Below are 21,498 nucleotides of genomic sequence, written 5' to 3' on the forward strand. Positions count from 1 at the left end.
ATTTTAACGCAATAATTGCCATGCTACAAACGCCTTCCCAAACTGTCGGGCCTTATTTCGCGTACGGACTGACGCCCGAACAATATTTATATGACTTTAAAAGCCTGTCCAATAATGAATTAGCCAAGCCTCTCGACGAAGCCAACGTCGTTACGGTGGTGGGTAAAGTTTTTGATGGCAACGGCGACGTTATTCCCGATGCGATGATTGAGATTTGGGATACGCAGCACCAACGTTTTGGGCGTTTCGGCACGGGCACCGACCCCCAAAATCGGTTTATTTTTCATACATTTAAACCCACGTCGGTCGATGGGCAGGCGCCGCACCTGAGCGTGATTGTGTTTATGCGTGGGCAGCTAATCCACTCTTATACACGTATTTACTTTGAAGATGAAGCGGAACTCAACGCGCAGGACGAAATTTTAAACGCTGTGCCGACCGACCGACGCAATACGCTCATCGCCTCAAAAAATGCGGTGGGTTATGAATTCAATATTTACATGCAGGGCGAAAACGAAACGGTATTTTTTGAGATTTAACCACCCCTAAAATGGGCTTATACAGCGAATTGTTTTATTCGGACTACATCAATGAGCTCTTTTCGGAGAGGAATACCATTGGGCAAATGCTACGCGTAGAGGCCGAATTGGCGCGGGCGCAGGAAGCGGCAGGGGTGATTCCTGCGGGAGTGGCCGACCTCATTGCATTATGTTGTCAGCCCGATTTGATTGATATACCCCGCCTTAAATCTGAAATAAAATTGGGGGGCAATGCTGCGATTCCGTTGGTGAAACAATTGACGCGTATCGTAAAAAACAATGACGTAGAAGCGTCAAAATACGTACACTTAGGCGCTACTAGTCAGGACGTTGTGGATACAGCCACCGTTTTGCAGATGCAGGAGTTTGGTCAATGGTTAGCACAAAAATTAGAGGTGCTCGTCCTTCATTTAGTAGAAAAAACGAGCAGCTATCGAAATACGCCCATGATTGGTCGGACGCTGCTGCAACAGGCGCGACCGATTACGTTTGGCCTGAAAACGGCAGGTTGGCTTGAGAGCATCGGCCGAACACAGGAGCGCATTGACGACGTGAAAAAACGTCTTTTGGTGGTTCAGTTGGCGGGCGCGGTTGGGAGTGGTAATGCGCAGATTTCGAGCGAGGTACAGCTACTTTTTGCCCAGAATTTAGGACTAAAACCTGCGTTTTCGTGGCAGTCAAACCGCGACATTTTCGCCGAATGGGCGAGCGTGTTGGGGATTTTGACTGGTACGTTGGGTAAAATCGCCAAAGATGTGTCGCTGCTGATGCAAACCGAAGTAGGAGAGGTGTATGAAGGTGCAGCGGAAGGCAAAGGTGGGTCGAGTACCATGCCGCACAAGCGCAACCCCGTGACCTGCGCGGCCATGCTGGCCAACGCCACCCGGATGCCGCACTTGGTGGCTACGGTGCTTTCGGCCATGCCGCAGGAGCACGAGCGTTCGGCGGGGCTGTGGCATTCAGAATGGGAAGTGTTGACCCAAATCATGACCCTGACGGCGGGCACCGTTGAACGAGCCATTGAGTTGCTGGAAGGATTGGAAGTGGATGAAAAGCGCATGTTGGCGAATCTCGAACTGACCCAAGGGTTGATTTATGCGGAAAATGTATCGTTGGCCTTGGCGCCCAAAATGGGCAAAAATCAGGCCCACGAATGGGTCGAAAAAGCCTGTAAAACCGCGATTGTGCAGCAAAAACACCTAAAAGATGTACTGCTAGAATTGAAAATAGAGGTACCCTCCGTGGACGAACTTTTTAAGCCCGAAAACGCGCTGGGGTTGAGTTTAGAAATGATTGATAAGGTATTGAAGAAATTTGGACGCTAAGATGAAAACCAACTATAAACTTCAGGGAACCCCCAACAGCCCCGTATTGATTTTTTCTAACTCGCTGGGGTCAGAAATGATGATGTGGGACGAACTCGTTCCGTATCTCTTGCCCTATTTTCGCGTGTTGCAATACGACAACCGAGGCCACGGCGGTAGCCATGTAGAATCGTCTTCGGTAGAATCATACACCATTGGCTTATTGGGCCAAGACGTGATTGATTTGATGGACAGCCTCGGCATCGAAACTGCCTGTTACTGTGGTCTTTCGATGGGTGGATTGATTGGGCAATGGCTGGGGATTCATTACCCAAATCGTTTCAAAAAGATTGTTTTGAGCAATACGGGTGCAAAAATTGGGAATGATGAGCGTTGGAATTCCCGCATCGAAACTATCACCCAACAGGGAATGCAGGCCATCGTGGACGATACCATGGAGCGGTGGTTTACGGAATCGTTTCGGCAGCAAAACCCCCAACGCGTGGCCGAGACCAAAGCCATGTTTTTGCGTAGTCACGTGGCGGGATACGCCGCCTGTTGCGGTGCCATCCGCGATGCTGATTTTAGAGAAACGCTGACGCAGTTATCCGTTGAAACACTGGTGATTACGGGTGATGAAGACCCCGTTACGAACGTTGAGCAGGCGGAGTTTTTGGCAAAGCATATCCCTCATGCTCGCTTGAAAGTGCTACATGCCCGGCACCTAGCGAGTACCGAATTGCCGCAAGAGTACGCCCAAACACTCATTGATTTTCTGGTTGGCGACACGGCCTTTGAGAAGGGAATGCACGTGCGGCGGTCGGTATTGGGTGAAGCGCACGTTGACAATGCAAATGCTAATATCAACCTCTTTAATGCTGATTTTCAATCTTTTATTACCAACTACGCTTGGGGTGAAATCTGGACGCGCCCTGATTTGTCGAAGCACAACCGCAGTCTTATCACCTTGGCGATGTTGATTGCGCTCAACCGAAAAGCGGAATTTAAAATGCACGTTAGGGCGGCCTTTAATAACGGCGTAACGGTGGCTGAAATCAAAGAAATTATCATGCATTCGGCCCTTTACTGCGGCTTGCCAGCGGCCAATGAAGCCTTTCATACGGCGCAGGAAGTCATCAATGAACTGAACATAACTACCTAAAAATGAAAACAATAAAAACACAAGTTGGCATCATTGGAGCGGGGCCAGCTGGCTTGACCCTTGCCCATTGGCTCAAAAAACACGGCATAGAAGCGGTCATCATTGAGCACCGTAGCCGAGAATATATTCAAGGACGGGTGCGGGCGGGTCTTTTGGAACAAAATACGGTCGATATTCTTAAAGAATTGGGCTTGGCCGACCGCTTGGTCAAAGAAGGACAGGAGCACCACGGAGTCTATTTGAATTTTGATGGCAAGCGCGTTCGAGTGCCTTTCGGACAACTTACGGGCGGACGAAACATCACGATTTATGGTCAACAGGAAGTCGTCAAAGACCTGACGGAGGCTTGGTTGGCGAAGGGGGGGCAATTGTTGTTTGAAGCCCCCGCCCTTGAACTGGAAGGCATCGAAACCGACAGTCCCAAAATACATTTTGAACACAACGGTGAAAAAGGCATCGTTGAATGCGACTTCATTGCCGCCTGCGACGGTTTTCACGGCTTAGGCCGTAAATCAATGCCCAAAGACGCCTATAAAGAATATTCGGTCACGTATCCGTTTAGTTGGTTGGGGATTTTGGCCCACGTGGCGCCCTCTTCCGAAGAACTGATTTATGCCTATCACGAGCGCGGATTTGCGCTGCACAGTTTGCGCTCAGAAAAAGTTAGTCGATTGTACATCCAAGTAGAAAACGACGACCACGTTGATAACTGGTCGGACGAGCAAATTTGGGAAGAGCTTTCGGTGCGCTTGGGTACCGAAGGTTGGAAGCTGAATTCTGGGCCGATTTTTGAAAAAAGCATCACACCCATGCGGAGTTATTTTATTGATAATATGCAACATGGGCGTTTGTTTTTGGCGGGCGACGCCGCCCATATTGTGCCTCCTACGGGTGGAAAAGGACTGAATCTGGCCGTGGCGGACGTGAAACATTTGGTGGATGGATTCAGAGATTTCTACGAAAAAGCGTCGATGCAAGCACTGGATAATTATTCAACCGTTGCCCTGAAACGCATTTGGCGCGCGCAGGATTTCTCCAATTTTATGACTACTCTGTTTCACAAACAATACGAACACGGGTCGTTTCATTATCAATTGCAAAAGGCCAAATTTGATTATATTCAACTGTCGGAAGCCTACGCAACGACCATCGCCGAAAACTACGTGGGCCTACCTTTTGAGTCCTTTGAGGCGTTGGATTAGTGTTTTTTTATTGATTTTTACCCATTCTTTTTGAATACTTTATTGATCAAAAATGAAAGAAGTTCCAATTATAGATGTAGCGACCGCGGCCCAAATGGTCAAAGACGGCGATACGATTTTGCAGGGCGGCTTTGGCATGACGGGAAATCCCGTCCACCTCATGCACGCCTTGGCCGAAACGGGCACCAAAAACCTTACTTTTATCGGTAACAACGTGGGAGAAGTGGGCATTGGCGGGGGGCGTTTGCTCCGTAATGGGCAGATTAAAAAGATGATTGGCTCGTTTTTTACGTCCAATCCCGACGCCGTCAAAGCCGCTCAAAGCGGTGTGGTCGCGTATGAACTGCTGCCACAGGGTACGTTGGCCGAGGCCATTCGGGCGGGCGGTGCGGGTATTGGAGGTTTTTATACGCCAACGTCGGCGGGGACGCTCATTGCACAAGGCCGTGAAACTAAAATCATTGATGGAGCCGAGCAGGTATTCATCAAAGGGATTCGGGGCAATGTGGCCTTTATTCGGGCGTGGCGGGCCGATACCGCGGGCAATTTACAGTACCGGATGACCGAACAAAACTTTAACAAAGCCATGGCCACGGCCGCCGATTTGGTCATTGCCGAAGTCGAAGAAATTGTACCTGTGGGAGAAATTGCCCCTGAGCACGTGCATACCCCGGGCTGCTTTGTCAATTATCTAGTACAGGCCACGCTGACCTTGGAAGATTTGGGTTCGTCGGCGTCGGTTTCGTCTTCAAAAAAAGTGGACGAAAGCCGCATGAATATGGCCAAACGGGCGTTGGCGGAGCTAAAAAAAGGCGATGTCGTGAATCTCGGCATCGGCATTCCCACCCTCGTGGCCGATTTGATTACGGAAGAGCACGGCATTATTTTGCACACCGAAAACGGAATGTTGGGCGTAGGCCCCGTGCCTACGGATGGGGGTGGTGCCATGAATTATCCCGTAAATGCGGGTAAAATTCCCGTAACCGCACTCAAAGGAAGCAGTTATTTCGACAGTGCCGATTCCTTTGCCATGATTCGCGGTCGGCACATCGACGCTGCCATTATGGGTGGTTTGGAAGTAGACGAAGCTGCCAACTTAGCCAACTGGGCCGTGCCCGGAAAGCCGCTCTTGGGCGTGGGTGGGGCGATGGATTTGGCCAAAGGTGCCAAACGACTCATCATCACCATGACGCATACAAACCCCGATGGCTCGTCTAAGATTGTTCCTGCCTGTACGTTGCCGCTGACGGCTTCGGGCGTGGTAGATTTGGTGATTACCGATTTGGCCGTGTTTGCTTTTCCAGAAAATAAATTGACGCTTATCGAACTGATGCCCGGCGCGACGTTGGAGGAAGTAAAAGCTAGAACAAGTGCTTCCTTTGTGGAGCAAATTGCCTGAAATTGAATCCATCCTATTGAACATATACCATGAAACAAGCCTATATCATTGATGCCGTCCGGACGCCGATTGGAAGTTTTGGCGGCAGTTTGTCCAACGTCCGCGCTGATGACTTGGCGGCTATTCCGATTCGGGAACTCATCAAACGTACGCCTTCTATTCCGTTGGATGCCATCGAAGATGTGATTTTGGGCTGTCATAATCAGGCAGGAGAAGACAACCGCAACGTAGCGCGGATGGCGCTGCTGTTGGCGGGTTTGCCATACACCGTACCCGGCGAAACCGTCAATCGGTTGTGCTCTTCGGGCATGTCGGCGGTTATTCACGCCAATCGCGCCATCAAAGCCGACGACGGCGATGTATTTATCGCGGGTGGTATGGAACACATGACGCGCGGCCCGTGGGTGATTTCCAAAACATCTAAACCTTTCGGAAACGACGCCCAAATGTTTGATTCTAGCTTCGGATGGCGATTTATTAATCCCCAGATGCACAAACTTTACGGCACCGACGCCATGGGCGTAACGGCCGAAAACCTCGCTGATATGTACCAAATCAGTCGCGAAGACCAAGACTTATTTGCGTATAATTCGCAGAAAAAAGCCTTTGCGGCCCAGCAAAGTGGAATTTTGAATGAAGAAATTGTGGCGGTAGAATGGGCCGACAAAAAAGGAAATGTGACGGTTTTTGACAAAGATGAGTTCATCAAAGGAAACTCAACCCTTGAAAAATTAGCCCAACTGAAACCCGCATTCAAGAAAGAGGACGGAACCGTGACCGCAGGTAACTCCTCGGGACTCAACGACGGGGCGGCGGCCATGTTTATTGCTTCAGAAGAGGCAATAAAGCGTTTTGATTTAAGACCTAAGGCCCGTATTGTCAGCTCTGCGGTAGTGGGCGTTGAGCCGCGTATTATGGGCATCGGCCCGCTGCCTGCTTCGCAGAAAGCCCTTCAAAAAGCGGGTTTGACCCTTGCCGAAATGGACGTGATTGAGTTTAACGAAGCCTTTGCGGCCCAGTGTCTGGCCGTTACCCGGAATCTAGGACTCGCCGACGATGACCCAAGAATCAACCCTAACGGCGGAGCCATTGCTTTAGGCCACCCGCTGGGTATGTCGGGCACGCGAATCATCCATGCGGCGGTCAATCAATTGATAAGAACCCAAAAACGCTACGCGCTCGTGTCGATGTGCGTAGGCGTAGGCATGGGCTACGCCGTGATTGTAGAGCGAGTATAATGTTAACGTCGGCGAGGTTCAGATGTATCAGCATTCAACCTCGCCAACGTACTCGGCTCTTGATTTTAACGTCGGCGAGGTTCAGGTGTATTAGTATTCAACCTCGCCGACGTTCTCGACTCTTGATTTTAACGTCGGCGAGGTTCAGGTGTATTAGCATTCAACCTCGCCGACGTACTCGACTCTTGATTTTAACGTCGGCGAGGTTCAGGTGTATCAGCATTCAACCTCGCCGACGTACTCGGCTCATGATTTTAACGTCGGCGAGGTTCGGGTGTATTAGTATTCAACCTCGCCGACGTTATTAAACCTCCACAACGTCCAATTCTTCCGTCACAATTGGCGTATCGGTCGTCATGATTCTTTTGCGGTGTTGCGTTCCCCAATCTTTCATCTCCATCAGTACTTTCTTCAACGAATGGCCATAGGGAGCCATTTCGTACTCAACGGTTACTGGGACGGTATCATACACCGTCCGTTTTACCAATTGGTTGATTTCCAGTTCTCTCAATTCTTTGGATAACATCCGGGGAGTGATATGAGGAATCGAACGTTCTAGTTCCTTAAATCGCTTTTTCCCTTCCATCAAAGCGCCTAAAATCGGTAGCTTCCATTTACCGCTGAGGATGTCCAAACAATCCCGTATGGGTATTACAAAGGCCGAACATTCTGTTTTGTTAAGCATACTGTTTATTGGATTTATAGAGAGATGCTATACCAAAGTATATCGGTATACTTTGGTATAGTGGTTACTTTTATATAGCAAAGGTAACTACCTTTGGCCAATCAAAAAATAATTTTAGTCAAAAAACTTATTAACATGATTTTAGTAACAGCAGCGACTGGACATTTAGGAAAAGGAGTGATTGATTTTCTGCTCAAAGTCGTGCCAGCGCATCAAATTGCGGCTTTGGTGCGCGACCCCGCCAAAGCAGAAGAACTGACAGCCAAAGGAATAGCGATTCGTAAGGGGGATTATTTTGATGCTACATCGCTCGTAAAAGCATTCGAAGGTATTGATACATTATTGCTGATTTCGTCGGGCTCATTGGAAGATAGAGTAGGGCAGCATGTCAATGCCATCAATGCAGCTAAAGAGGCGGGGGTTAAACATTTAATTTACACCAGTGCTTTGAAAACCTCTTATCAAACCAAATTTATTCCGGGCGTCGACCACATCAAAACGGAAGAGTATCTGAAATCGTCGGGAATTCCGTACACGATTTTTAGAAATACCTTTTACGCCGAAGTAGTACCGATGTTGGTGGGGAATGCGCTCTAAACGGGTCAATGGTTTTATCCTGCGGCTGAAGCAAAAGCAAACTTTGTGCTGCGCGCCGATATTGCCGAAGCCTTGGCCAATGTGCTTGTGGCTCCCGAAAAGCACCTTAACCAAACCTACGAAATTACCTCTGCTAAGTCGTATTCGTTTACTGAACTGGCGGAGCAATTAAGCGACGTAACGGGAAAAACCATCACATATACTGCTATTTCGACCGAGTCTTTCAAGGCAGGATTGGTGCAGGCGGGTGTTCCGGAGGCGTTTATTCCGATGATAGTGAGTATCAGCGAAGCGCTGAAAGACGGAGAAATGGACGTGACCGATGCATCGTTGGAACGGCTTCTCGGACGTAAGCCAACCGCTTTGAGTTTGTTTTTTCAAGCTAATTATACTGCTTGATATGCCGTTTGGAGGATTATTTAATTTTTTTCTCATTCTCTCATAAAACCCTCATTCACAATGAAAATCGCCCTCTGGATTATTCAGGTATTACTTGCCCTGATGTTTGCCTTTGCTGGATTTACCAAAATGACGACCCCCATTAGCAAGCTGGCCCCCCAAATGCCTTGGGTGAATGATTTTTCAGAAAGCATGGTGCGGTTTGTGGGAGCGGTAGAGCTTTTAGGAGCGATTGGTTTAGTGCTCCCTGCGCTTTTAAGAATAAAACCACTCCTGACGCCATTGGCGGCGCTAGGCTTGGCCGTTACGATGCTTTTTGCGGCGATTTATCACCTAACTAAAGCCGAATATCAGGGCATTGGCATCAACGCAGTTTTGGGTGGCTTGGCGTTGTTTGTCGCGTGGGGACGGTATAAAAAAGAACCTATTTGGGCGAAATAATGCCCTTTGATTGGCTTATATTGGGTGTTGATTGAGCTTTTTAAGTACATGCCAAACCGAGAAGTGTTACTCGGCCTGGCGCTTTTTTGATGTATTAAAGTGTTTTTTCGATAGAGTATCAGGAACATAATTGCGAATGTCGGTGTTTTTTTTTCATGGATATACTCTACCGTTACCTTCGGCCTCACTGGAAACTTATTTTTGTAGCCCTCTCGCTGGCAGCAGTCAATCAAATTTTTTCACTGCTCGATCCCTACATTTACCGCTTGGTCATTGACCGTTACGCCACTAATTTTAAGCGCTTTACCGAAAATGAATACATTTTGGGTACGCTAAAATTTGTTGGGTTGGCCATTGGCGCGGCAATGGTGTCGCGTATTGCCAAGAACTTTCAGGATTATTTTATCAGCGTCATCACCCAGCGCGTCGGTACTAAAATATACACCGATGGTATCAAACACTCGTTGGCGTTGCCGTATCAGGTTTTTGAGGACCAACGCAGCGGACAGACCCTCGGCGTGCTTCAAAAAGTGAAAACCGACACCGAGCGCATGATTACGTCGGTGGTCAACGTGGTGTTTCAATCCTTGATTGGGATTACGTTTGTGATTATTTATGCTTGGACTATTTATTGGCCAATAGCTCCCGTTTACTTCCTAACCATCCCCGTGATTGCGTGGTTGAGTTCGGTGTTGAGCAAAAGAATCAAAAAAATTCAGACCAAAATCGTGGCCGAAACCACCGCATTGGCGGGCAGTACCACCGAGTCGCTGCGCAACATTGAATTGGTCAAAAGCCTCGGATTGACCGATCAGGAAATCAAACGCCTGAACGGAAATACCGAGAAGATTCTTGGATTAGAACTACGTAAAGTGAAGTTTGTCAGAACCTTAGGTTTTGTGCAAGGGACCACCATCAACTTCCTGCGGAGTTGTATAGTGGCGCTCATGCTGTGGCTTATTTTTAAGGAAGTGCTGACCATCGGCCAATATTTCTCGTTGTTGCTTTACTCCTTTTTTATCTTTGGCCCGTTGCAGGAGCTTGGTAATGTCATACAGTTATACCGCGAGGCAGAGGTTTCGCTCAACAACTTTCGGGATATTATGAGCAAACCCAAGGAAGCCAAACCCGCTAACCCCGTGGCGTTGACTCGGATTGAAAATGTCGTTTTCAAGAATGTTGTTTTCAAACACCTGACCGCCGCGCGCGCAGCTTTATTAAACGTCAATTTTGAGGTGAAAAAGGGGGAAACCATTGCTTTTGCTGGGCCGTCGGGGAGTGGAAAAACGACCCTGATTAAGTTGTTAGTGGGTTTGTATGACCCCGAAGAAGGAAGTATTGCGTACAACGGCATTGATAGCCGTCAGATAGACAAGGATGAACTGCGGGAGCAAATTGGTTTTGTGGCGCAAGACGCCCAGTTGTTTTCGGGAACCATTCGCGAAAATCTCCTCTTTGTAAAACCCACCGCCACCGACGAAGAATGCCTCGACGTACTCAAAAAAGCGGCAGCTTACTCATTGATTAACCGGGCCGACAATGGCTTGGATACGGTCATTGGCGAAGGAGGAATGAAAGTGTCGGGTGGAGAGAAACAACGTTTATCCATTGCCCGTGCGCTGCTGCGAACCCCAAATCTGCTGATATTCGACGAAGCCACTTCGGCGCTTGACTCATTGACGGAAGAAGAAATAACGCAGACCATTCGCGAGATTTCCAACAACGAGCAACACATTACGGTGCTGATTGCGCACCGACTGAGCACCATTATGCACGCCGACCGGATTGTGGTATTGGAGAAGGGTAAAATAGTTGAGTCAGGAAACCACGAGGATTTACTGACTCAAAAGGGCTTGTATTACGCCATGTGGCGGCAGCAGGTTGGTGAAAGTGAAACCGTTACCAACGCGTAAAATTATTTCTTGCCAGTAATGGTTACGAGCAACTTGCTGTCAGGGTCAACAAAAGAAAGACTTAATACGCTGTTGCTATAGGTGCCAATTTTGGTGGTTCCGCTGTAGGCTTCGATTTCGCCAGTGGCAGCTTTCTTCAGGGTAGCTTCGCCGAGGCTGGTTTTATCTTCGGTTACTTTGCCCGCTTTATCGGTATCGATAAAAGTGATGGAAGCGGTTGCTTTGTCATCGGCTACCTTGGCGATTTCAATTTTGCCAGAGGATTTAACCCCAGTACTTGGATCGGTATAAGGGTAATCGATGCCCAAAGGGCCCAACGACACTTTGGTAAGTGTATAGGTTCCAGCTACTTGGTCACCCATTGCTGGTTCGGGTTCTTCTTTTTTGCTGCATGATATAATCACAAAAGCCATCAAAATGACTAGCAGAGCGGATGAAAAACGAGGGTGTTTCATAAGTAAAGGGGAAAATTAAGTTGGAAAATAAGTTTGGCGGATATGTACCAATCCGCTACAAATGTAATTAAATGAAAAATACTAAGTTGGTAACTTTACACAAAATGAATGTCCTGTTTTATTAAACGGTTGAGGATTTGATTTTTTGACAGCCTCTTTGTAGTATTGTAGGGCCGCATCACCAAATCAAATTATTCCTAAACAATGTTTAACCGACGCCAATTTCTAGGTTCGCTCGGCACTGCTGCTGGTGCCTTGACCCTTCCACCTTTTTTAGCCCCTGCCGAAGCCCAAAACTTTGAAACGCTCAACCGCCAGGTAGCGCATCTTTCACCGTTGGAAGCTGCCCAAAATGAAGACTTTTGGGCTTTTGTAAAGACCGAATATACCGTTTCCCCCAATTTGTTGAATCTCAACAACGGGGGCGTGTGCCCGCAGCCGCGCTCAGTGCAGGATGCCCACATTCGTTTTTATCAATACTGCAACGAAGCCCCCAGCTACTACATGTGGCGGATTTTGGACCAAGGCCGTGAGTCGCTGCGGAGCAAATTGGCAGATTTGGCGGGTTGCTCTGCCGAGGAGGTAGCCATCAACCGCAACGCCACCGAAGGACTGAATACGGTCATTTTTGGCTTGGATTTAAAGCCCGGCGACGAGGTGGTATTGACCAAACAAGATTATCCCAACATGATAAATGCCTGGAAACAGCGCGAAAAACGGGATGGTATCAAGCTGGTTTGGATAAATCTCGACCTGCCGCAGGAAAACGATGCGTATTTTGTGGACAAATACGTCAGCGCGTTTACGTCACGTACCAAAGTGGTACACGTTACGCACATGATCAACTGGATTGGCCAGACCGTTCCCGTTCGTAAAATTGCCGATGAAGCCCACAAACGCGGCATTGAAGTCATTGCCGATGGCGCCCATACGTTTGCCTTATTGGATTTTAAAATTCCTGATTTAGGCTGCGATTACTACGCCACCAGTCTCCACAAATGGCTGGGTGCGCCGTTTGGCAGTGGGTTGATGTACGTCAAAAAAGACAAAATTTCAAAAGTATGGGCGCTATTGTCCAACAACGAACCCGATGGACCCGATATTCGCAAATTTGAAAGTTTAGGAACGCGCTCGTTTGCCTCCGAAATGGCCATTGGAACGGCGGTTGACTTTCAATTATCACTCGGCGCGGCCCGTAAACAGGCCCGGGCGCACTATCTTCAGCGGTACTGGACAGATAAAGCCCGTCAAATACCGGGGGTGAAAATCCATACTTCGCCCAATCCCAATTATGCCTGTGCCATTGCGCTGGTTTCGGTTGAGGGCTTAAAAACCTCCGAAGTGGATAGCCAGTTGTACAATAAATTCAAAATTCACACTACGGGTATCGAATGGGAAAACATCAAAGGGGTACGCGTCACTCCTCACGTATATCATACTCCGAAAGACCTTGACCGTTTGGTGAATGGATTGGACGAGATTGCTTCCGCGTCCAGAAGGAAGAGCTAATTAATTTGTCAAACAAATAGTGCTTCTATTGCGTGGGTAAGTCTCAAAAAAAATGGGGCTTACCCTTTTTTTTGAGATAAATTTTTGATGGATTGAATTGTCCTCTTTCTATTTACCGATTGGCTAAAATTTGTATATTAGGGATATTTTTCAGTTGCTTAAATTTGATTAATTTTTTCAGGCTTTTTCAATTGATTTACAACGATTAAACGTCCCTTTTCTACGTTTGAATACATACTTCCTACGCTTCCCTTTGTTTCATTTTTTCGTTGGGCTTTCAGGGGGAATCTTTGTGATAATGCTGACCCAATCCAATTAAAATTCATTTCGTTCCTCTTTTAATAACCTAACACTAAAAAACATGAATCCATTTTACATCATTTTGTCGGTTGCCGCACTTCTGCTGATTGGGGGCATTGCCATCTACAACGGCCTTGTCAGTGGACGGGCCTTGGTCGATGAGGCCTGGAGTGGAATATCAGTGCAGTTGAAGCGCCGTTTTGACCTGATTCCTAACTTGGTGACCACCGTAAAAGGCTACGCCAAACACGAAAGTGAAACCCTTGAAAAAGTAATTCAGTTGCGAAATGCGGCCGTTTATGCCTCCCCGCTCGACGTAAGCGCTCAGGCACAGGCCAGCGCGGCCCTGTCGCAAGGGCTGCGGTCGGTATTTGCTCTTGCCGAAAACTATCCCGATTTGAAAGCAAACCAAAATTTTGCCGATTTACAGGCCGCCGTAGAAAAAATAGAGGATGATTTACAAAACAGCCGACGCTATTACAATGCCACCGTGCGCGATTACAACACAAAATGCGATTCATTTCCGTCTAATCTGGTGGCGGGACTTTTTCATTTTACCAAAAAAACGTTCTTTGAGCTAACGAATCCTGAAGAGTCGCAAAATGTAAAAATCTCCTTTTAATCAGCGTTGTTCAATCATGTTATCCTTTAAAAAAAGATATTTTTTCTTTCTGGTTTTGTGGAGCGTTTGCTTTCAGGTGTGCGGGCAGGGTTTTGTGATTAAACACTTCGACATTGATTTGACCGTTCGGGCAAACGGCGCGCTTAACATCAAAGAAACCATCGACGTATTTTTTACCGAAGCCAAACACGGTATCTATAAAGACATTCCGACGCGTTACAACATTGAATTTCAGACGGGCCTTGAAAGTGCAACTTACAAATTGCTGCACAACAACATGCTTGTCATGCCAATTCGCAATATTCGGGTACAGCCAGCTACATATTTGCTTGAACCAGAAGAGAATTATTTAAGGATAAAAATCGGCGATGAAAATAAAAAAGTAGAAGGTTCGCAGCGTTATATAATTGAATATGAGGTTGATAATATTGCAGCCTATTATAGTGAACACGTAGAAATTAACTGGAATTTGATTGGGGATCAGTGGAATGCACGCATTGAAAAAGCAACCTATACCGTGCATTTGCCTCAGCCCCAATCTACGTATAATCCCGTTTTGTTTGCCACTTTTACGGGCGCTTCGGGGAGTACCTCCAACGCGTCCCAATCACAATGGGTTGATAACCAAACGCTCAAGGGGGCGATAACACAACCCCTCGAATTGAATCAAGCATGGACCCTGAACTTGAGGTTCCCGAAAGACAACATTCGCTACGAAGCGGGTGACGTGTCCTTTCTCGCCAAAAAATTCTTTCTCAAACATTACGATACCCATTATACGATTCAGAAGGATGGTTCGACCGAAGTAAGCATCAAAGCCGACCTGAAATTTGTCAACACCGTCAATAGTTTGTGGATTCCGATTGATAATTTTGTTGCGGAAAGAGCCTTTGGTATGTCGGGGCGGTGGCTACACAACCATACGTACTATACGATTGAAAATGTGCGGTGGCAAGGGGCCGTTCAGGACAAAGAGGAGCCTTTCAAAATACATTTTAACGACGTGAAAGCGGGGGATGAGCGGAAGGTTGAATTGCGCTACACCCTCAAAGGCAACGTGGCCGATGATGCCCAAAATGGGGGGTATTCTCGGGTCTTTTTCAGGCACAAAAATTACTTTTTGAACGAACCTATTCTTGCTTCCAAAACGCTGATTACGTTGCCCGTTTCAGCGGCAGAAGCCAAGTGGCTGGCCAACGAGTCGTCGGATTTCAATTCGGAGTGGCTCACTTCCCGTACCGATGGCCAAAACATTATTATTGAATCTATAAAGCCTATTTCGTCCGATGATTATTTTTATCAGCCTGCCGTGAGTGTTCCTTCTGGGGCATTGGCGTTTTCATCAGACGTGGCTTGGAAGCGTGGTTGGACCAATAATCAATGGATTTTTTATTCTCTCCTTCCGCTCATTTTTGTGTTTTGGTTTTGGTACAATAAAGGCCGCGACAAGCCCATTACGATAGTACCGCAGTACTATCCACCCCCAAACATGACCCCTGCCGAAGCGGGTGTTTTGATTGATGATAAATTGCACGACCACGATATTATTTCCTTGATTCCCTACTGGGCGTCGCAGGGGTTGATTAAAATTGAAGAAATAGAAACGGTTGTGCTGCTTGGCTTCTTGAAAAATACAGACTACAAATTGACCCGTCTAAACTTCCTGCCTGAGACGGCCACTTCCTTCGAAAAGCGCTTGTTTGACGGACTTTTCAGCGGACAAAATTCGGTCTTGCTCTCTTCGTTGCGGCTTACTTTTTACAAAACAATGGAGAAAGTCACCGAATTGCTCAAGTATAAAATTGAGGCAAATCGCCACTACGAAGGCAGCGGAATTGACGCGGGCAAAGCCATGAAAATTGGTGGCTATGTGTTGTTTGGGCTTTGTGTGTTGTTTACTTTTTCGTTCGAAGGAATACCAGAAATTGGGTTTGTATCTGTAGAAACGGGCGCTGGAGCGCTGGTTCTTGGGCTGGTGATGGTGGTGCTCAGCCGAAAAATGCCCAAAAAATCGCTTTTGGGGGTGGAGATGTACCGTCAATTGGCGGGGTATCGAATGTTTATGCAAACCGTAGAACTGCCTCGCCTTCAGCAACTCATCCGCGAAGACCCGCATTATTTTGATAAGACCTTACCCTACGCGATGGTGTTTAATTTGACCGACAATTGGTCCCAAAAATTTGAGGCGCTCAATGTTCCCCCGCCCAGTTGGTATTCCTCCAACGTCAATGGATTTACGACCTCACAGTTTGCCCGTCGTTTTCAGGATGCTTCCCAAACCATGAGCAATACCCTCACGAGCGCTCCTTCCAAGAGTGGTAGTAGCGGGGGTGGTGGCAGTAGCGGTGGCGGTTTTGGCGGCGGTGGCGGCGGCAGTTGGTAAGGTGGTATATGGCCAAATGAGCGTTGCGCGGCATTTTAACTGACTTTTTTTATTTTCTTTTCTCTGTAACAAATCCCGCTTTCTGCGACTTATTGTAAAAAAATGAGTGCATGAACGAAGCAGAATTTCTGGAGGTGTTGCGTGCTAACCAAGGTATTTTGGTGAAAGTGTGCACCATGTACTGTTCGGATTTCGAAGCGCAGCGGGACCTGTATCAGGAAATTGTTCTTCAATTGTGGCGGTCTTTCCCTAATTTTAGGAAGCAGGCCAAACTCAGCACTTGGATGTATCAGGTGGCGCTCAATACCGCCATCACGGATTACCGACGCAGTCGCAAACATGGGCAGCGCGTTGAGCTTTCAGAACAGTTTACGCAAATTCCAGAGACTTCTTCTACGGTGGAGAGGCAAGAAAAATTGCAGTGGCTTTACCGAGCCGTAGAGACGCTTTCGGACGCCGAAAAAGCCATAGTAATGCTTTATTTGGATGAAAAAAGTTATGACGAGATTGCGGAAATTGTGGGGATTACGCCCGGAAATGTGCGGGTAAAAATGCACCGAATTCAGGAAAAATTACGCAAACTCAAAACCGACTGAACTATGGAATGGGAAGAGTTGAAAAATACATGGAAAGAGGTTACGGATGCTGAAAACCAGCGCTTTGAGGTCTCAGAAAAAGCGCTGGCACAACTCATCAATCAGCGTTCACGCAGCCTGACGGATAAGATGCTGAGAAGTTTTTACGGAGAGATTCTGATGGTGGCGCTGTGCTTTCTGTTGGTAGCGTTTGTGCCCTTTCCTTGGTATTTTAGGGTAGCAAGCTTACTGATAATGACATTGTTTTTGCTTCCTTTTTTCAAGCCTTTTTTGAAGTTTTATCGTTTTCTGAAAAATTTTCACCAACGACCGATTGAGGATTTGCACCGTACCCTTCAGGGGCAGATAACAATGTTGCGGGATTACCTTCGTTGGTACCGACGAATCAATTTGATGCTGACCCCCGTGGCGGCTTTTGGTGTTATTTGGGGAGTCATGTATGTATTTGTGGAAGAAAAAATTATCCCTGAACGCTCAAATTTTGTTTTATTAGTCACCTTTGTGGTGTCGGTAGCCTACGCTTTGACCTCCATTCCGTTCGTGAATTGGTACGTTAAACGCTTGTATGGGCAATATTTAGAACGGCTTGAGGTTTGTTTGAGAGAGTTGGAAGAAAAAAATAACCAAGATTTGTAACATTCAGATTGTACTTGCGACTTATCTCCCAAACTAACAACTCAAACAGCATGGAATGGACAAGAAAAAATGCTAAAACCTTTGAACTCACCGATAATGGTCAGGTTTTGGGAAAGCTTCATCATGAACCTAAAGTCACTACTTGGGAAGCAGCGGGTAAATTTTATCACTTTAAACTCAAAAACAGTTGGAAACAACAGTACCAGTTGATTGGGCTTGGGCCTGACGGCAAAATTTTGGGGGATATGCGTCCTAAAAATTGGTACGGTTCCTCTTCCATTATTTCATTGGAGGGGGCTCAGTATCACCTTACCTTTACCAATAATCCCTTAGCCGCCGTTCAGTTGTTGGATGAAAAAAAACAACTCTTGGTGCAGGCTCGTTTGGTGACGGTCGAAGGGCGCGTTCAAACGGAATTTAGCATGGATGAGGCGTTTAAATCTACTCCCTACGCTTTTTGGCTGGCGGGTATCGTCTGGCACTATTTTTATCCGATAGCCCAAAGCGAGGGTGGCGACATTGACGCGGGCACATTTATTTTATTGGCAACTGCTTAACAAACCCATACATTAACAACCATGAAAACAATTCAATTTCTCGTATTTTGTTTTTTCGTACAGTGGGGTTACGCCCAAGAGAAATCCCTTTTGTGGGAGGTGTCTGGCAATGGCCTGACCAAGCCGTCGTACGTTTACGGAACCATCCACATGATTTGTCCCAATGATTATTTTATGACCGATTCGACCAAGTCGGCCTTTCAAAAGGCGGAGCAAGTCTACCTCGAACTCGATATGGATGACCCAACCCTGATGTCGAAGATGATGCAGCTGATGATGCTCACCAACGGAAAGAAAATGAAAGACTATCTCAAGCCCGAGGAGTATACGCTACTAAGCGACTATTTTAAAGCTAAAATGGGGGCAAACCTTGACCAAATGGGTGGGATGAAGCCATTTGCGCTTATGTCGATGCTGTACACAACCCTGCTGAGTTGCCAGCCCCAATCCTACGAATTGGTGTTTACCCAGATGGCTTCCAGTGCCAAAAAAGAGGTGCTGGGACTTGAAACTGTTGAACTTCAGATGGGCGTTTTTGACCAAATTCCCTATGAAAAACAGGCGGGATTGTTGGCGGATATGGTTCGAAAAAAAGATGAATCCACAAAAGAATTTGGCGATATGGTGACGCTCTACAAAAAGCAGGATTTGGAAGGGCTGCTAAAATTGATGGACAACAGCGAATGGGATTTTAATGGTTACGAAGACATTTTATTGGCCAACCGAAATACGGCTTGGGTACCCATCATGGAAAAGGCCATGAAGTCAAAATCCACTTTTTTTGCGGTAGGTGCAGGACATTTGGGAGGAGCAAAAGGCGTATTGCAACTGCTTAAAAAACAGGGGTATACCGTAAAAGCCGTGCTGTAATTTTAGGTTTAATAATGGCGGAAACGTCTTTTTTTAACCTAAGCAGATATACCTCCAGCGGTGAAAATGCGTTTTATTTGTCGTTAAGTAGCACTGCGTAGCTAGGCGGTTTCGCACCTATTTATTATTAATATCTCGCAAATAAACGAAAGAAGAATGAACACAATCAAATCAATGGTGCTTGTTGCGTTGGGGTTAATGGCTGTGGTGGTAAGGGCGCAAACTCCCGATGAAGTTGTGAATGGTTATTTAAATCAAACGGGTGGCAAAGACAAACTATCGACCATTAAATCCCTTCGAATGGAAGGGAAAATCAAAATGCAGTCGGTGGAAATTCCCGTAACAATACTTCAGGAAAAAGGTGGAAAACTAAAAATGGTGACGGTTGTCAACGGAGTCGAGTTTGTTCAGATGGCGTATGATGGAAAAACCGCGTGGTCGACCAATGCCGTAACCAAACTTCCCGAAATCATGTCAGAGGAGGATGCTTATAATGTCCAGCAAGAAACGGATGCCGATTTTCCCAATCCTTTTTTAGATTATAAGTCAAAAGGCTATACTGCAGAGGTGCAAGGGCGAGAAAAAGTGGGTAACGTAGATTGTATCAAGCTCAAACTAACCAAAAAGGCGCTCAAACGAAATAAGAAAGTAGAAGAAAACAGCATGATTTATTACTTTGACGCCCAAAATTTCAACCTTTTAATGTCGCGAGGTTTGATTAATAATGGGCCTGTAAGGGGCATTCCGCAGGAAATCATGTACAATAACTTCCAAAAAGTAGATGGAATAATGTTTCCTTTTGAAATGCGTTATCGAATAAGTGGACAAGAAGGGCAGACGATTATCATCGAGAAAATAGCCATCAATCCTGTGTTGGATAACAAAGTGTTTGTTTTTCCAGAAGGGAAATAAATAGGGAGATGGCTATATTTTTTGTAGCCATGCCGCCAAATCCATCATCCATGCCACACCTACGTGTACGATGATACCACCCCAAATACTGCGTGATTCCAGCGCAATCACGCCCAGGATATAACCGCCAAAAATGGAACCGATGGTTTCGCCGAGGGGCTTGCCAAAATGCAGCGAAGCATAACATACTACCATCGGAATGATGGCACCTCTGCCTAATAAATGGGCCATTCCGATAACCATAAATCCCCTGAACATCAGCTCGGTAGATACAAAGTCAAACGCATACAACAGCTCATAAAGCAAGGTCGTAACCCAGCGCGACACGCCGAAATATTCGTCGGCGTTAGAGTCAAAATAAGTGGGATAGGAGCGTAAAAAATCAGGTTGAAAAGAGGCCCACGCAATCAGTGGAAGCATCAACGAAACCAGTATAAAGTAAGGCTTTAACTTAGTCCATTTGGGTTGAAGTCCGTAAAAATGATGGCGCTGATTATCGACAAAATAATAAAATAGAGCCAATGGTAGAAAAACGGTCAACGCCGAAGATACATTGGTGAAGCAATGAAACAAATAGCTGTATACCGCGCCATCAAAGAGCGTACGACTCAGGGAATTGTACCCGTAAAAACCGCCGTCAAGCCCCAAAACGGCCAAAATGAATACGCTATAGAGCCAGAATCGGGGGTTTTTGACGCGCCACCATTCTTTGGTAAAACCCAAGTAAATAAATAAACCGCCGTAGTAGGCAAAACAGTAGAGCAGAAAATACCAGACAATACGCAGTGGATTGCCCCGGTAGCTATCAATGATGCCGCGTTCGAGATTGACCGAGTAATTGAACGTTATAAACAATACTAAAAACAGGGCAAGGGTTCCGTAAAGATTCCAACGGAAGTCTTGCCGCAGGTGTTTGCGAAGCGCGTCCCAAATTGGTTTCATCTTAGCTCTTTCTGCCCGCTTCTACGGCATTGCGTACGCTTCCGTGGTCTTCTAGCAGCGCCTGCGCTTCTTCCGAAGTAAGGTGAGGTAGCTCTTCTCTAACCATCCGGATGGCCCGTTGCACCAACTTATAGTTGGTCATTTGCATATCGACCATTTTATTTCCTTTCACGCGCCCCAGCTGAATCATCACCGAGGTTGAAATCATGTTCAACGCTAATTTTTGGGCGGTTCCCGATTTCATGCGTGTACTTCCCGTGACAAACTCTGGGCCTACGACAATTTCGACGGGATACTCTGCGGCGGCGGCTACCGCCGAACCTGAATTGCAGACAATGCACCCCGTCAGAATACCAGATTCGCGGGCTTTCTGCAATCCTCCAATCACGTAAGGGGTTCGACCTGAGGCCGCAATGCCTACCAGTGAGTCCAATTTATCAATTTCATAAGCTTTAAGGTCAATCCATGCCTGTTCGGGGTCATCCTCTGCGTTTTCAACCGCCCGCCGAATGGCCTGGTCGCCTCCGGCCATCAGCCCGATGACCAAATCAAAAGGAACACCATAAGTAGGCGGACATTCAGATGCATCTACTACCCCTAATCTACCGCTTGTGCCTGCCCCAATGTAGAAGAGACGCCCTCCCTGTTTCATCCGAATCACAATTTGTTCGACCAAAGCCTCAATCTGCGGAATGGCCATTTCGACGGCGTAGGGGACGGTTTTGTCTTCGTTATTGATGTTGATGAGCAGTTCCCGAACACTCATTTGGTCAAGATTTTCGTATCGGGAAGTAGATTCAGTCGTAGAAGTTGATAGCATAGTCTTTTTAGGTAATG

General features: G+C 46.8%; 21 protein-coding genes and 1 pseudogene. 17 read left to right on the forward strand and 5 right to left on the reverse strand.

The genetic code is table 11. The features are described from left to right. Nucleotides 1–20 precede the first annotated feature (20 nt). Genes pcaG through pcaF form a run of 6 tightly spaced genes read left to right on the forward strand, consistent with a single transcriptional unit; the run spans nt 21 to nt 6,844 of the window. Nucleotides 21–539 (forward strand): protocatechuate 3,4-dioxygenase subunit alpha, encoded by a 519-nt coding sequence (pcaG, locus tag NCI00_RS20095; protein ID WP_253530546.1) that lies wholly within the window; start codon nt 21–23, stop codon nt 537–539. Nucleotides 540–550: 11 nt separating this feature from the next. Continuing rightward, nucleotides 551–1,864 (forward strand): 3-carboxy-cis,cis-muconate cycloisomerase, encoded by a 1,314-nt coding sequence (pcaB, locus tag NCI00_RS20100; protein WP_253530549.1) that lies wholly within the window; start codon nt 551–553, stop codon nt 1,862–1,864. Nucleotide 1,865: 1 nt separating this feature from the next. After that, nucleotides 1,866–3,005 (forward strand): bifunctional 3-oxoadipate enol-lactonase/4-carboxymuconolactone decarboxylase PcaDC, encoded by a 1,140-nt coding sequence (gene pcaDC / locus NCI00_RS20105; protein WP_253530552.1) that lies wholly within the window; start codon nt 1,866–1,868, stop codon nt 3,003–3,005. A 2-nt stretch (nt 3,006–3,007) separates the two neighbouring features. Continuing rightward, the gene (locus tag NCI00_RS20110; protein ID WP_253530556.1) at nt 3,008–4,207 is read left to right on the forward strand and encodes a 4-hydroxybenzoate 3-monooxygenase; all 1,200 of its coding nucleotides are present in this window, start codon (nt 3,008–3,010) and stop codon (nt 4,205–4,207) included. Nucleotides 4,208–4,259: 52 nt separating this feature from the next. Beyond that, nucleotides 4,260–5,606, forward strand: coding sequence for a 3-oxoacid CoA-transferase (locus NCI00_RS20115; protein ID WP_253530559.1), 1,347 nt, complete (start codon nt 4,260–4,262; stop codon nt 5,604–5,606). 29 nt (nt 5,607–5,635) lie between these two features. After that, entirely contained in the window at nt 5,636–6,844 is a 1,209-nt protein-coding gene (gene pcaF / locus NCI00_RS20120; RefSeq protein ID WP_253530562.1) for a 3-oxoadipyl-CoA thiolase, read from the forward strand. A 304-nt stretch (nt 6,845–7,148) separates the two neighbouring features. Here pcaF and NCI00_RS20125 read toward each other — a convergent pair whose 3' ends face one another. Then, complete coding sequence (locus NCI00_RS20125; RefSeq protein ID WP_253530565.1) at nt 7,149–7,529, reverse strand: winged helix-turn-helix transcriptional regulator; 381 nt, start codon at nt 7,527–7,529, stop codon at nt 7,149–7,151. Between the two features lie 135 nt (nt 7,530–7,664). On the opposite strand from NCI00_RS20125, the pseudogene NCI00_RS29630 reads away from it, so the two are divergent. The 3 genes and pseudogenes from NCI00_RS29630 (at nt 7,665) to NCI00_RS20145 (ending at nt 10,879) form a co-directional block, all read left to right on the forward strand. Beyond that, nucleotides 7,665–8,525 (forward strand): annotated as a pseudogene (locus tag NCI00_RS29630) (SDR family oxidoreductase). A gap of 60 nt (nt 8,526–8,585) precedes the next feature. Beyond that, entirely contained in the window at nt 8,586–8,966 is a 381-nt protein-coding gene (locus NCI00_RS20140; protein WP_253530574.1) for a DoxX family protein, read from the forward strand. A gap of 155 nt (nt 8,967–9,121) precedes the next feature. After that, on the forward strand, nt 9,122–10,879 hold the full coding sequence (locus tag NCI00_RS20145) for an ABC transporter ATP-binding protein (RefSeq protein ID WP_166559015.1): 1,758 nt from the start codon (nt 9,122–9,124) through the stop codon (nt 10,877–10,879). 2 nt (nt 10,880–10,881) lie between these two features. Here NCI00_RS20145 and NCI00_RS20150 read toward each other — a convergent pair whose 3' ends face one another. Then, on the reverse strand, nt 10,882–11,334 hold the full coding sequence (locus NCI00_RS20150) for a hypothetical protein (RefSeq protein ID WP_253530576.1): 453 nt from the start codon (nt 11,332–11,334) through the stop codon (nt 10,882–10,884). A 204-nt stretch (nt 11,335–11,538) separates the two neighbouring features. Here NCI00_RS20150 and NCI00_RS20155 point away from each other — a divergent pair, with 204 nt between their 5' ends. Then, entirely contained in the window at nt 11,539–12,843 is a 1,305-nt protein-coding gene (locus NCI00_RS20155; RefSeq protein WP_253530578.1) for an aminotransferase class V-fold PLP-dependent enzyme, read from the forward strand. A 158-nt stretch (nt 12,844–13,001) separates the two neighbouring features. Here the strand turns inward: NCI00_RS20155 and NCI00_RS20160 are convergent, their stop codons facing one another. After that, nucleotides 13,002–13,169, reverse strand: coding sequence for a hypothetical protein (locus NCI00_RS20160; RefSeq protein WP_253530580.1), 168 nt, complete (start codon nt 13,167–13,169; stop codon nt 13,002–13,004). Between the two features lie 35 nt (nt 13,170–13,204). On the opposite strand from NCI00_RS20160, the gene NCI00_RS20165 reads away from it, so the two are divergent. The 7 genes from NCI00_RS20165 (at nt 13,205) to NCI00_RS20195 (ending at nt 19,719) form a co-directional block, all read left to right on the forward strand. Next, nucleotides 13,205–13,765 carry a LemA family protein gene (locus NCI00_RS20165; protein ID WP_114464435.1) on the forward strand — a complete coding sequence of 187 codons (561 nt, stop codon included), beginning with the start codon at nt 13,205–13,207 and terminating at the stop codon, nt 13,763–13,765. A 16-nt stretch (nt 13,766–13,781) separates the two neighbouring features. Then, nucleotides 13,782–16,148: a DUF2207 domain-containing protein gene (locus NCI00_RS20170; protein ID WP_253530583.1), complete on the forward strand. Its 2,367-nt coding sequence runs from the start codon at nt 13,782–13,784 to the stop codon at nt 16,146–16,148. Between the two features lie 110 nt (nt 16,149–16,258). After that, on the forward strand, nt 16,259–16,744 hold the full coding sequence (locus tag NCI00_RS20175; RefSeq protein ID WP_253530586.1) for an RNA polymerase sigma factor: 486 nt from the start codon (nt 16,259–16,261) through the stop codon (nt 16,742–16,744). Between the two features lie 3 nt (nt 16,745–16,747). Beyond that, the gene (locus NCI00_RS20180; RefSeq protein WP_253530588.1) at nt 16,748–17,380 is read left to right on the forward strand and encodes a DUF8845 family protein; all 633 of its coding nucleotides are present in this window, start codon (nt 16,748–16,750) and stop codon (nt 17,378–17,380) included. Between the two features lie 50 nt (nt 17,381–17,430). Beyond that, complete coding sequence (locus NCI00_RS20185) at nt 17,431–17,937, forward strand: hypothetical protein (protein WP_253530590.1); 507 nt, start codon at nt 17,431–17,433, stop codon at nt 17,935–17,937. Between the two features lie 21 nt (nt 17,938–17,958). Further along, entirely contained in the window at nt 17,959–18,807 is an 849-nt protein-coding gene (locus NCI00_RS20190) for a TraB/GumN family protein (RefSeq protein WP_253530592.1), read from the forward strand. 156 nt (nt 18,808–18,963) lie between these two features. Next, the gene (locus NCI00_RS20195; protein WP_253530594.1) at nt 18,964–19,719 is read left to right on the forward strand and encodes an outer membrane lipoprotein-sorting protein; all 756 of its coding nucleotides are present in this window, start codon (nt 18,964–18,966) and stop codon (nt 19,717–19,719) included. Between the two features lie 12 nt (nt 19,720–19,731). Here the strand turns inward: NCI00_RS20195 and NCI00_RS20200 are convergent, their stop codons facing one another. Then, a complete protein-coding gene (locus NCI00_RS20200) occupies nt 19,732–20,661 on the reverse strand; it encodes a CPBP family intramembrane glutamic endopeptidase (RefSeq protein WP_253530596.1) in 930 nt (309 codons plus the stop codon). A 1-nt stretch (nt 20,662) separates the two neighbouring features. Then, nucleotides 20,663–21,481 carry an N-acetylmuramic acid 6-phosphate etherase gene (gene murQ / locus NCI00_RS20205; protein ID WP_253530598.1) on the reverse strand — a complete coding sequence of 273 codons (819 nt, stop codon included), beginning with the start codon at nt 21,479–21,481 and terminating at the stop codon, nt 20,663–20,665. Between the last annotated feature and the right edge of the window lie 17 nt (nt 21,482–21,498).

It is taken from the genome of Runella salmonicolor (assembly GCF_024158025.1).
Classification (GTDB): domain Bacteria; phylum Bacteroidota; class Bacteroidia; order Cytophagales; family Spirosomataceae; genus Runella; species Runella salmonicolor.